Below are 11,566 nucleotides of genomic sequence, written 5' to 3'. Positions count from 1 at the left end.
TATGAAAAGATGCGCAGCCAAATTAATAAATAAACTTTATTTATTTATTGACACAGAGGCTAGAATCACGGTTTCTTGAGCAAGACCTTCATTGGAGGATGGAGGCGCGCCTTGTCGCTATTCCACGCAGGGCCACAACAATTTTCTGGGAGGAGACTAAATGAGAAATCTATTTAAGATTGCCGCATCCGCCACAGCGCTGACTTTGGCTGCAGCATCTGCGCAGGCTGCCGGGGAAACCGTCTGCCTGATTACAAAGACCGATACCAACCCCTTCTTCGTTAAGATGAAAGAAGGTGCGACCGCCAAGGCAGAAGAGCTTGGCATGACGCTCAAGGCGTTTGCTGGCAAGGTCGATGGCGACCATGAAACTCAGGTCCAGGCTATTGAGACCTGCATTCTCGATGGCGCAAAAGGCATTCTGCTGACGGCATCCGACACCAGCTCTATCGTTCCTGCGGTCAAACAGGCCCGGGATGCGGGAGTTCTGGTCATTGCTCTAGATACACCGCTGAGCCCGATTGACTCAGCGGACGCGACATTCGCGACGGACAACTACAAGGCCGGTCTGCTGATCGGTCAATGGGCCAAGGCTAAAATGGGCGACGCCGCAGCCGACGCCAAGATCGCGACGCTGGATCTGAACGTCAGTCAGCCGACAGTGGACGTTCTGCGCAATCAGGGTTTCCTCGACGGGTTCGGTGTGGACCTGGCGGACCCGAATGTCATCGGTGACGAAACCGATGCGCGTCTGGTCGGCAGTGACGTGACCGACGGCAACGAAGAAGGCGGCCGCCGCGCGATGGAAAACCTTCTGGCCAAAGATCCATCCATCAACGTTGTTCACACGATAAACGAACCGGCCGCTGCGGGCGCATATGAGGCGCTGAAATCCATCGGGCGTGAAAACGACGTTCTGATCGTTTCGGTCGACGGCGGATGCCCCGGAGTCCAAAACGTCGAAGCCGGTGTGATCGGCGCGACAAGCCAGCAGTACCCGCTCTTGATGGCGTCGCTTGGTGTTGAGGCCGTAAAGAAATGGGCCGAAGAGGGTGTGAAACCCGAAAACACACCTGGCAAAGACTTCTATGACACGGGCGTGGCACTCATCACCGACCAGCCAGTTGATGGGGTTGAGTCGCTGTCGGTCGCAGAAGGTCTGGATCTCTGCTGGGGCTAAAGACAGCTCTTTAGGTGAGGCGCGCAGCAGCGCCTCATCAATCCTTTCACCAGCAAACCGAAACTTCCTGTACACTGATTTCGTGGACGCGATGCCAGCCACGAAAAGGGGGAGATATGTCTGAAGCAAACCAAAACGCCCAGGAATTCGAAACCGCCGCCAATGCGTCAGAAACCGTTGCGGAGTTTGAAGATCACCGGCGTGGTGTTCTGGGGAAGTTGCAGCATCTTCTCCACGTCAATCCATCCTTTGTGCCCTTGATCGTTCTGGTTGGCGCGATCGTTATTTTCGGCCTGCTGCTGGGATCAAAATTCTTCTCACCCTTTGCGATGACGCTGATCCTGCAGCAGGTTCAAATCGTCGGCATCGTGGCCGCGGCACAAAGCCTTGTCATTCTGACTGCCGGCATCGACCTAAGCGTCGGCGCGATCATGGTGTTTTCATCCGTCATTATGGGTCAGTTCACCTTCCGCTATGGCATCCCCGTGCCCATAGCCGTGATGTGCGGGCTGGCCATGGGGACCCTGATCGGGGCTCTCAATGGATGGCTGGTCAGTCGCGTAAAGCTGCCGCCCTTTATTGTCACGCTCGGCATGTGGCAGATCGTTCTCGCGACAAACTTCCTGTATTCCGCAAACGAAACAATTCGCAGTCAGGATATCGAGGCCAACGCCCCGTTCCTGCAATTCTTTGGAACAAAATTCAGCGTCGGTGGCGCGACCTTTACGGTTGGTGTTATATTCATGCTCGTTCTGATTTTCGTGCTGGCCTACGCGCTTAAGCACACGGCCTGGGGCCGTCATGTCTATGCGGTGGGGGATGATCCCGAAGCCGCCGAACTATCCGGTGTGAACGTCCACAGAACGCTGATGTCGGTTTATATGTTGTCCGGATTGATCTGTGCCTTTGCAGGCTGGGCCCTGATCGGGCGCATCGGGTCGGTTTCACCAACATCCGGTCAATTGGCCAATATCGAAAGCATCACTGCGGTTGTGATTGGTGGTATCTCATTGTTCGGCGGACGAGGCTCCATTCTGGGGTCCCTGTTCGGGGCTCTCATCGTCGGTGTCTTTACTCTGGGGCTCAGGCTTCTGGGCGCGGACGCGCAGTGGACCTTCCTGCTTATCGGACTTCTCATCATCGCAGCCGTCGCAGTCGACCAGTGGATCAGAAAGGTATCGGGCTAATGTCAGACACAACTCCAGTCGTCCAAGGCCGCGGGATCGTGAAGCGCTATGGCCACGTTACCGCCATCGACCATTCCGATTTTGAACTGCGGCAAGGAGAAATCCTTGCGGTCATCGGGGATAACGGCGCGGGCAAGTCGTCCATCGTCAAGGCCATCTGCGGAGCCACGATCCCGGACGAAGGCGAGATCCTAATAGAAGGCAAAAAGGTCAACTTCACCTCGCCGATCGACGCCCGGAACATGGGGATCGAGATCGTCTATCAGCAGCTTGCCATGTCCCCTGCCCTGTCGATTGCGGACAACATGTTCATGGGGCGCGAGATTCGCAAACAGGGATTCATGGGCAAATACATGCGTCAGCTGGATCGGCCTGCCATGGAAAAGTTCGCCCGCGAAAAACTGACTGAGCTTGGCCTCATGACCGTGCAGTCAATCAATCAGGCGGTAGAGACACTATCCGGCGGCCAGCGCCAAGGCGTTGCCGTTGCGCGCGCAGCTGCCTTTGCGACCAAGTTCATCATCATGGACGAACCGACGGCGGCTTTGGGCGTCAAGGAAAGCCGCAAGGTGCTTGAGCTGATCCAGGACGTAAGGGCGCGTGGCATTCCAATCATCCTGATTAGCCACAACATGCCGCATGTCTTCGAAGTCGCCGATCGCATCCATGTGCACCGGTTGGGTAAACGCCTTTGCACGATCGACCCCAAGGACTACACGATGTCCGATGCGGTGGCCTTCATGACCGGCGCCAAGGAACCTCCAAAAGAGGACGCCGCGTGATCAAGCAGGATGCAAAGCAAGTTTGCGACCTGATCTCCTCCCGGAGGCAGGTTGGGGTTCGGACGATTGTTGCAATCGCCGGCCCCCCTGCATCCGGAAAGTCGACCTTAGCGGAAGCCGTTGTGCAATCGCTGAACGCGCAAAAGAGCTCGGCGGTTCCTTCAGCCACTCTTGTGCCAATGGATGGTTACCATTTGGACAATCGCGTATTGGAGACGCGCGGTTTGCGGGCAAAAAAAGGCGCACCAGAAACCTTCGATGCTTTTGGGTTTTGCAAGGCAATTAACGCGCTGCAATCCGCGCGACATGAATCCTTTCATCCCATGTTCGACCGCCAAATGGACCTGGCCATCGCCAATGCGATTGCGGTTCATCCTGAAACTCCGATCGTGGTTGTGGAAGGAAACTACCTTTTGATGAACAGCGACCCCTGGAGGACGTTAGAGGATGTCTTCGCCCTAACCGTTTTTGTCAGCCCCACATTGGAAGAACTCGAAAGCAGATTGCAGCAGCGCTGGATTAAGCACGGATTTGACCCGGAAACCGCGCTGAAACGCGCGAAAACCAACGATCTGCCCAACGCAGAACGTGTCATCCGCGATAGCCGAAAGGCAGATCTTACACTGAGTCAAAACTACACCGAATTCGGGATGCGCTACGCGTTGTGAACCTGTGCACTGGCTTCAACAAGCCCTTGAGGCAGGGCCTTTGGACAGCTTCAGGTACAATCCAAGTCACCCCAATACGCGATAAGGGCACCTGATGAAATTCTTCGAGGACACCGCAGAAGTAAACGATAACAAAGACCCGACAGGCTTCGGATTATTGGATTGAATGACCACCAATCCAAGCCTAATCGCCAAGTCCGACCGCGTTTTCAAAGAGGTCATTGCATAAATACGCAGTCTGACGGATAGAGCGGTAACGGCTAAGGTTGCAGCTTTGGTTGCCGCGGGAATGATTGCACAGGCAGAGCACCTCGCGGGGATCGCCAACAACATCATTGTTAAACGGTTTTGTTGCAAAGTTTTGGACGCGCCAAACTGTTTGGGCGATCTCTATTATCTTATGCAGCCAGTTCAGCAATTTGTTGGAAAAGACAGATTTCGGGCTTGAGCTGACCTTTGCGGATCAGGTTTGTGACCTCGACCTCTTCAAGTGTCGCGACGGCTGAAGCGAGTGCTGAGAACCCCAGCGTTTGCTTCGTGTGATCCGCTACAACGCCGCGTTCGCACATTATTTCTGCCAGGTCGCGCTGGAAGACACCCTATCGAACATAAAAGGTCACTGCGAACAGTATCCCGTTCTTCCGATACTGCGCGCCTGCAAAAGAAATCATGATCCAACCTTCAACTGGATCTAGCGGGTCGCCACACAGGCGCTAACGCTACGAAGGTTAAGGGTCAAAAGATGGTAACAGAACCGTCTTCAAGTCACCAATTCCCTGAGCCGAAAAGGCGTTCTCCCTGCTCGTCTATAACCTGCTTCGCCTTGGCGATGCTGAAGCTTTCGGCCTGGTCCCGACTTTCGAAAACATCCGCCCGGATCACCGTGTGGGTCTTGCGATCTCCGTCGATAATCTTTTCGATACGGGCCAACAGGCGGTATTTGCCACCCTCGGCCATCAGGTCGGGGAATATCTCGAACCCTTTGTACGAGACCGGCTCCGGTTCGGTCTTTTCAGCGCCACCGAAGAGTTTTGAGAACAGGGACATAGGGAAGTTCCTTTCAATTTTGATAGTATTGGAAGCTAACTCCGCAATGTGCTGAAGTGAAACAGGTCGTTAGATCAGATCACCCGCCGTCGATCCGATAGCACGCTTGGCGCATGGTCTGAAAGCCCCGAACCGCAGCGAAAGCCCGGTCCACCGCTCCACTATCCATTGCATAAAAGAGCCCTAGGTGGACGTTCGCACAAACCGACTAGCCCGATGTTGCAGCGACAAGAGCTACCGGGCTTTTACAGCAACGACGCAAGGATTAGTCACATTTCAGCCTTTGGGAGTATACCAAATTGGCGAGGTGTAAGCACGTTCCTGCGTTGACGTAGGCACCTCGGCAGGCACCTCGTCTCCAAACCGAACGGCGTCGTAAATTGTCCACCTCGGAGTGGGAATCTCTAGAACACGGGCATAGTAGAAAGCGCTAACTGAAGGATCGAACTCAGGATCCGTCCAAACGCTGATCAGCTCTGGAGAACCGATCGAATTGGTAAACGTGCCCGTTGCAACATCCACGGTGTTCCCGACCGCTGGCAGCTTGCCGTCCGCATCAAGTTTTCGGTCTCCCGACCACGCCACGTCATAGACCCGCTCTTCAGTTTCGCCATCGGCATTTAACCAACCTTTCACAATCTGAACTCGGTCGAGATTGCCGGAAAATGGATCTTTCAGCGCAGCAACCAGGAATGTTGGGGCGTCCGCGCCTTCTGTTGCATCTGCGAGGTCCCCTCCCATCGGAACGCCTTTTTCATATCCTATTTCGGCGGGCAAACGAGACCTTGCATCAGCATCGGTAAAGTCCCAGCCACCAAAGAAGCGAACTGCAATGCGACTGCCGGTCGTCCCATAGACTTCCTTCCGTTCCATTGCGTCGAATATTGCTTCGCGTGTGTTATCTTCTGCCCAGACTGCGGCGTAGCCAGACGCTGCCATTTCCCATCCAAGAATTCTTGTCGTATCGAACTCACCAACGACGTGCTGCCAACGACCGGGCTCCGGTTCGACGCCAGAGTGTTTGCCAAAGAAATTGTCTTCTTCCGCCGTTGCCAAAGCGGTATGGCTGTCCGTCGAACCTACCACTCCGAATTTGTATGGATTTGTGCCGAGTTGAGCCTCAAGCTTCAGTCCGTTCTTCAGAGCCTCTCGGGCATACTCGTACTGGAGCATCCAGTCTTCTTTAGGAGTTGGTCCGAGGTTGGATTTATCCCAAGTCTCATAGTCTGCGAACTCATCGTTTGGGCTTAAAAACGGATGCGTTTCTCCGTCACCTTTGATTTGGGTGATCTCATACATCGGCTCCCACTTGGCACGCCGCTCTGCGTAATCTTCTGTCAAAGGCTCACCCGTTTCAGGGTTTGTCTCGACCGGAAACATCAGGCCGTTAGAGACGTTGCCGTTGTGTGCAAGGGCCAGTACACGGCCGCCAGTCTCCTGTTCATATGTTTCCATCCAGTCCCACAACCGTTCCGGATTAAAGGTTTCTGCGGTTGTGAAGGGCAGCATTTGCCGAGCGCGAATGGCATCATCCCGGTAGATCACATTGCGGTGGAGGTTGTTGCCAGCTTCGGTGGACGTCCATTCGTATCCAATGAACGCAGTGAATGTGCCAGGGGCGTTGTGATGATCCGCAGTTTGCGTGAACTCATCCCATATGGATTGTACAAACCTGCGATCTGAAACAGCCTCGGGCAGAGCATCTCCGGTGATGCCAGCAAAGGTTTCAATAACTTCCATGGTTGCACCTAGAGCGACGTCCCCGCCGGCGTTGAGGCGTTCGTTCCAGTCTCGCAGCGTTGGATCACGCATCAGTGTAGAGTTCCCCGCCACGATCTCATTCATGGCACCCATGGCATCTGAATGATCAGATACGACAAGCCAGTCGAGGGGACGCGACAGCTTCACACGGAGGCCATGCGATGTTGTGACTTCGTCACCACGTGCAAACCTATAGGCATCGTCTGGGCTCAGAATGACGCCAAATCCGCGCGCATCGAGCGAGTTTGACGTGTGCAGGTGAGTGTCACCCCATAGCGGGCGTGTCGGAAAATCTCGACCTGCATACGGCGAAAAATCAGTAGGCGCTGGTTCACGCATATCATCAACTGAAATGGTCATCTCTCCAACTTGCCCGCCTTGTGCGGCGTCTTGAGCATTTGAAGAGCTTGCTATGAACGCTATGGAAACTATTGCTGTCGATGTCTTAAGAAAAAACTTCATTTGAACCTCCCAGCCGAGCTGAATTCTAGTCTATGGCAACATCTGAGCCGGCTGTTCGTCAAGGAAAACAAAGGTTTTTCTTGGGTGGGCTCAAAAGACCCCGGATGAGGTTCGACTAGTCCCGGGCTGCAGCTTCGCCCATAACTTTGACGCTCAGATGCGGTAAAAAGCACCCCAAATAGCGGAGATTCTAGACGACTGGTGAATTGGTTCGCAAGTCATGAAACCGAGACCTTGATCGGAGGCGTTGCCGTAAAGAGGTTGTCGCGAACATTCCTATTTTCCTTATCCCTTTTTATTTGCCTCGGTCGTTTCAACTCAAGATAAGCCCAACATCATATTCATATTTCAAGATAATTTTGGCTGGGGTGAGCCAGGGTTCAATGGCGGTGGAATAATTCGTGGCACCGCTACTCCGGAAATGGACGCTCTGGCCGCTGAGGGATTAAGGCTTACGAACTTCAACGTGGAAAGCCAATGCACGCCGTCCCGTGCAGCGACCATGACAGGACGTTACGGTCAACCATAGCGTCCCACTTGGGGGTGGCGTTTACGGTCTGACTCAGTGGGAAATCACAATTGCAGAGATGCTGAAGGTGGTAGGCTACAACACAGCTATGTACGGCAAGTGGCACCTTGGCTGGACCGAGGGGCGCTATCCACCGAATCATGGCTTCGACGAATTTTACGGAGTTGAAACCACGGACGTTGCAGTCTGGCGCACGCTTCCGGGTTTTGCCGAAGCCAAAACGGAAGAGCCTGTTGTGATGCGGGTGTTGCAGGCGAGCCAGTAACTATCGCGCGGGACTACAATCCGGACTATCGCGGCGAGATAGTTGGCGACCTGACGAAAAAGGCTATCGACTTTATCGAAGCGAAGAGCGCCGAAGACGCCCCGTTTTTCATCTATCCTTCATATACGCAGACCCACTATCCAAACATCGCGTCCGAGGAATTTAATGGCGCTACTGGAAACAGCGTTTAGGCCGACTTTTTACTTCAGACAAATACGTAGATCAGGAGTAAAGATGATGCGCTTGAGGCCGCTGGTGTTTCCGGCGGCACGGTGGTGATCTTTACGCGTGCAGAACTTGAATTGAACCGAGTTTAGCCGAAGAATTCCGCAAGGAAACGCAATTGCATAATTTTCTTGTTTCCATTCATTTCAGGTAGATTTCCCGGCATCAATCACGGTTTGTCAGTACCAAATACGGCGACAGGTTCGGCCAGACCTTCGATCTCAACCGAACCAAAGCTCACCAGCCAATCAATCCCCGATAGAGCGTCATTGGTTGCGGCATCCAAAAGCATCGCCGCGCGGAGCGATTTGCATTTAGCTTCTAGCCTAGAAGCAAGATTGACGGGATCTCCGTACACAGTGAACGACTGGCGGATGTCGGACCCGATCGTGCCTGTGACAAGCTCTCCGCTTGCGATGCCAATCCGGATTGAAAGCCCGTGCCTGCCAGCCGTCGCGTGCAAGGTTTCTGCAGTTCTTACCGCCGCGTCCGCTGGCGTCTTGACTTTGACTGGTGCGTTGAATGTCACAAGAAATCCGTCGCCAAGATAAGAAATAACAATCCCATTTTCGGCTGAAACATCCTCAGTCGCGTCCGTGAGAAAGAGATCCAGGCGTTTGATCACCTCGTCCGGAGAATGCTGTGAGGAAAATCTTGTGAACTCAGCAATATCCATCACGAGCACCGTACCAAATGATTTCTGAGGTCTCAGCGGAGCATTGTCGTCAATGAGCTTCTTCGCGATTTCTTCCGGCAGGTATTTGGCAAGAAGGTCCGAAACATGTTGTCTTTTTACGCGTTCGCGACCGTGCTCCAGATCAGCTTCAACTTGCGCAAAGAAGACCGCTCGGCTTCTGAATACAGCAATTGCTAAAATGCACGTCGCAAACAGCAGCATCCCGGTTTCTTCGATGCGATTGCCGCGACCGATGAAATCAATGGAAAGAAACACAGCCTCATAGGTTTCGCGGGTGGCCATAGCAGACATATCTGCCCATGACAGCGTCCGCTCCATCGGCAACGTGACCCAAATGAATGCCGCCCACCATCCGACTACACAAAGGCCTCCAGTCCAGAGCACAAGACGCCAGGAAAGGCTGAGGCACGACAAAGCGACTATTGGAAAGAGATAGTATATTCCATAAGCGCGGAACGCGATGATCTGCGGCACGTCGTCGGCTCTGCTGATGGGGACGAGCGCAAAAAGTGAACAGATCGCCAATGAATCCAGTGCGTAAACGGCATACTTGATCCAGGCCCTGTCATAGCTGGTGCCAATCAATACGAGATGGGCGACGCCGATTGCAGTGAACGCGAACAATGCGAAGGTCGTGACTTGGCGTGTACTGAACTCAGGAAACAATAGTGTTGAACCCAAGTACCAGAAAAACGCTGCAGCGGTAATGAAGGTGCGACAGGCAATCGCTAGGCGTAGTCCGCGCTGCTCGGCCTTTGTGAGTCTTCTTTCGGCCTCCGTTGCGAATTGTTGCGCGTCGATTTCGGTCAAAACTGGCTCCGCCGAATTGGAATTAAGTCAAACACTGCCGTCGCAGGTCGCAGGGGCTTCTGCTTCTAATTTGCACAATATCAAAGTGTCTCGTGACTGACATTCATGCCTTCTTGACCAACGAGCCAAAACGCGGATGAAGCGCATCTATTTTGACCCAGGCTCCGCTGAGGACCAAAACAACCTAGCAATAGAGGCCCAACTGGAGACCGCGTTGAAAAAGAGAAATCTCTGTTTGGTTGTAACCGGGCTAGCCTAGGCAGGACAGCCAAGTAGCTCTTATACGGATAAAAACACTTAGTTTTGCAGGTATTCCCAAGCTTGGGATATGACAACTGACCCTTCTCCCACCGCGGAAGCAACGCGCTTGACCGATCCTGCGCGCACGTCGCCCACGGCAAAAATCCCGGGACAAGACGTTGCGAAAGATGATCCGGCATTGGCCTCGTTGCCCGTGACCACAAAGCCGCGTGCGTCCAGCTGGCAGCTCTGCGACAGCCATTCGGTATTGGGTGCAGCCCCAACCATAACAAAAGCGGCGCTACAATCGAGTGGCCAGTCTGATCCGTCACGCTCAATGATAACCTTGGACATGGATTTGTCCCCAAGAAGTGTCTTTAGCTGGGACTTGTAGTGGATGGTGACCGCCGGGTCCGTCTCTAACCTTGAAAGCAGGTAATCGGACATCGATGCAGCCAAGCTGTCTCCTCGGACCAATACGTGGACATGTTTTGCGGATCGCGACAGGTACATCGCTGCCTGCCCCGCAGAGTTTCCGCCCCCAACGACGACGACTTCTGCGCCCTTGCAATAGCGCGCTTCCATTTCAGTCGCAGCATAGTAGATGCCCAAACCCTCAAAGTCTTTCAGCCTGTCCAACGGCAGGCGCCGGTACTGGACCCCCGTGGCGACTACGACCGAACGTGCCCTTAGCTTTTGCCCATCATCCAGCGTTACACAGAACACGCCATCAGATTGACGTTGCAATTGAGTAGCCCGTTTTGGGCGAACAAATCGAGTGCCAAACTTCATGGCTTGGACTTCCCCTCGCCATACAAGGTCTGCACCCGATATGCCGGTTGGAAAGCCCATGTAATTCTCGATCCGACTGGATGTCCCAGCCTGCCCCCCAACTGCGAGGTCCTCCACAACAATCGCAGACAGCCCTTCCGCACCAGCGTAGACCGCAGCCGCGACCCCGGCCGGACCACCTCCTACAATCAACACATCTATGACCTCTCGACAATCGTAAGACTGTTCGAGCCCGAGCAATCGGGCGACCTTGGATGGGGTCGGGTTGTCAACCACCAGGCTGTCACCAAAGATAACCGCCGGCTGATGGCCTGTCAGGTGACAGGCCTGCGCGACCTCACATGCATTCTCAGAACCTAGGTCCATCGTTTGGAACGGGATCTTGTTTCGGATAGCAAACTCTTCGATTTGACGGATGTTGCGATCCAGGTCAGCGCCAATCAGTTTCAGAGAGCTGTCGTTGTCTTCGATTTGACGTCGGCGACGTGCGGAAAAGACAGTGATGACGATATCTGACATCTCTGGAATGCGCGACATTGCGTCCAGCATCTTCTCGCGCGGCACGGAGATAACGTGCGTGTCCTCTCGCGCACGCATCGGCAGCGAATAGACCCCGCCGCTGAGAAATGCGATCTCTCCCAGGAACTGCGTCGGCCCAAGGGACGTGGGTAGATAAGCCTCACGCGTTTGTGGATCAATTACCTCAACCCGACCTGTGACTATGTAGACAAACCGGTCCATTGGATCGCCAACCTCAGCGATCATTTGGCCTGCCTCAAAACTCACTTCAGTGCCCAACGCTTTCAAGGTCTCGACATGGCTCTGATGCAAAGGCGTTCGCGTCATTTCGCGAAGATTGGCAGCAAGGCTCTCCATGTGCAGTTCTCCTGACGTTCAGCGCTATAAAAAGACCTAGCGGCT

At 54.0% G+C, this 11,566-nt stretch carries 11 protein-coding genes; 6 read left to right on the top strand and 5 right to left on the bottom strand.

Translation table 11 applies throughout. The features are described from left to right. Nucleotides 1-160: 160 nt before the first annotated feature. The 4 genes from ACR0IP_RS14770 to ACR0IP_RS14755 all read left to right on the top strand — a co-directional run bounded on the left by ACR0IP_RS14770 (nucleotide 161) and on the right by ACR0IP_RS14755 (nucleotide 3,817). Nucleotides 161-1,180, top strand: a complete 1,020-nt coding sequence (locus ACR0IP_RS14770) for a sugar ABC transporter substrate-binding protein (RefSeq protein WP_170380654.1) — start codon at nucleotides 161-163, stop codon at nucleotides 1,178-1,180. 116 nt (nucleotides 1,181-1,296) lie between these two features. Then, nucleotides 1,297-2,367: an ABC transporter permease gene (locus tag ACR0IP_RS14765; RefSeq protein ID WP_170380653.1), complete on the top strand. Its 1,071-nt coding sequence runs from the start codon at nucleotides 1,297-1,299 to the stop codon at nucleotides 2,365-2,367. Beyond that, a complete protein-coding gene (locus ACR0IP_RS14760) occupies nucleotides 2,367-3,149 on the top strand; it encodes an ATP-binding cassette domain-containing protein (protein ID WP_170429655.1) in 783 nt (260 codons plus the stop codon). The genes ACR0IP_RS14765 and ACR0IP_RS14760 overlap by 1 nt, the downstream gene beginning before the upstream one ends. Further along, nucleotides 3,146-3,817: a nucleoside triphosphate hydrolase gene (locus ACR0IP_RS14755; protein WP_480526385.1), complete on the top strand. Its 672-nt coding sequence runs from the start codon at nucleotides 3,146-3,148 to the stop codon at nucleotides 3,815-3,817. Before ACR0IP_RS14760 ends, ACR0IP_RS14755 begins: the two co-directional genes overlap by 4 nt. A gap of 398 nt (nucleotides 3,818-4,215) precedes the next feature. Here the strand turns inward: ACR0IP_RS14755 and ACR0IP_RS14750 are convergent, their stop codons facing one another. The 3 genes from ACR0IP_RS14750 to ACR0IP_RS14740 all read right to left on the bottom strand — a co-directional run bounded on the left by ACR0IP_RS14750 (nucleotide 4,216) and on the right by ACR0IP_RS14740 (nucleotide 7,087). After that, nucleotides 4,216-4,386, bottom strand: coding sequence for a hypothetical protein (locus tag ACR0IP_RS14750; RefSeq protein WP_480526383.1), 171 nt, complete (start codon nucleotides 4,384-4,386; stop codon nucleotides 4,216-4,218). Between the two features lie 196 nt (nucleotides 4,387-4,582). Further along, entirely contained in the window at nucleotides 4,583-4,864 is a 282-nt protein-coding gene (locus ACR0IP_RS14745) for an HlyU family transcriptional regulator (protein ID WP_170380651.1), read from the bottom strand. Nucleotides 4,865-5,140: 276 nt separating this feature from the next. Continuing rightward, a complete protein-coding gene (locus ACR0IP_RS14740) occupies nucleotides 5,141-7,087 on the bottom strand; it encodes a DUF3604 domain-containing protein (RefSeq protein ID WP_480526381.1) in 1,947 nt (648 codons plus the stop codon). Nucleotides 7,088-7,421: 334 nt separating this feature from the next. On the opposite strand from ACR0IP_RS14740, the gene ACR0IP_RS14735 reads away from it, so the two are divergent. Both ACR0IP_RS14735 and ACR0IP_RS14730 read left to right on the top strand, forming a co-directional pair. Continuing rightward, a complete protein-coding gene (locus tag ACR0IP_RS14735) occupies nucleotides 7,422-7,616 on the top strand; it encodes a sulfatase-like hydrolase/transferase (protein WP_170380692.1) in 195 nt (64 codons plus the stop codon). A 28-nt stretch (nucleotides 7,617-7,644) separates the two neighbouring features. After that, a complete protein-coding gene (locus ACR0IP_RS14730) occupies nucleotides 7,645-7,881 on the top strand; it encodes a sulfatase-like hydrolase/transferase (RefSeq protein ID WP_480526444.1) in 237 nt (78 codons plus the stop codon). Nucleotides 7,882-8,275: 394 nt separating this feature from the next. Here the strand turns inward: ACR0IP_RS14730 and ACR0IP_RS14725 are convergent, their stop codons facing one another. Further along, nucleotides 8,276-9,613: an adenylate/guanylate cyclase domain-containing protein gene (locus tag ACR0IP_RS14725; RefSeq protein ID WP_170380648.1), complete on the bottom strand. Its 1,338-nt coding sequence runs from the start codon at nucleotides 9,611-9,613 to the stop codon at nucleotides 8,276-8,278. Nucleotides 9,614-9,910: 297 nt separating this feature from the next. After that, nucleotides 9,911-11,521 carry an FAD-dependent oxidoreductase gene (locus tag ACR0IP_RS14720; RefSeq protein WP_480526378.1) on the bottom strand — a complete coding sequence of 537 codons (1,611 nt, stop codon included), beginning with the start codon at nucleotides 11,519-11,521 and terminating at the stop codon, nucleotides 9,911-9,913. Nucleotides 11,522-11,566 lie beyond the last annotated feature (45 nt).

This window comes from Ruegeria sp. AL11, from assembly GCF_056540865.1.
This window is presented reverse-complemented; position numbering and strand designations above follow the sequence as displayed.

What these genes read in the sequence shown, in the direction of transcription:
- ACR0IP_RS14750 (WP_480526383.1), bottom strand. Translation starts at nt 4,386, where the DNA reads ATGTGCGAACGCGGCGTTGTAGCGGATCACACGAAGCAAACGCTGGGG.
- ACR0IP_RS14760 (WP_170429655.1), top strand. Translation starts at nt 2,367, where the DNA reads ATGTCAGACACAACTCCAGTCGTCCAAGGCCGCGGGATCGTGAAGCGC.
- ACR0IP_RS14765 (WP_170380653.1), top strand. Translation starts at nt 1,297, where the DNA reads ATGTCTGAAGCAAACCAAAACGCCCAGGAATTCGAAACCGCCGCCAAT.
- ACR0IP_RS14745 (WP_170380651.1), bottom strand. Translation starts at nt 4,864, where the DNA reads ATGTCCCTGTTCTCAAAACTCTTCGGTGGCGCTGAAAAGACCGAACCG.
- ACR0IP_RS14770 (WP_170380654.1), top strand. Translation starts at nt 161, where the DNA reads ATGAGAAATCTATTTAAGATTGCCGCATCCGCCACAGCGCTGACTTTG.
- ACR0IP_RS14740 (WP_480526381.1), bottom strand. Translation starts at nt 7,087, where the DNA reads ATGAAGTTTTTTCTTAAGACATCGACAGCAATAGTTTCCATAGCGTTC.
- ACR0IP_RS14720 (WP_480526378.1), bottom strand. Translation starts at nt 11,521, where the DNA reads ATGGAGAGCCTTGCTGCCAATCTTCGCGAAATGACGCGAACGCCTTTG.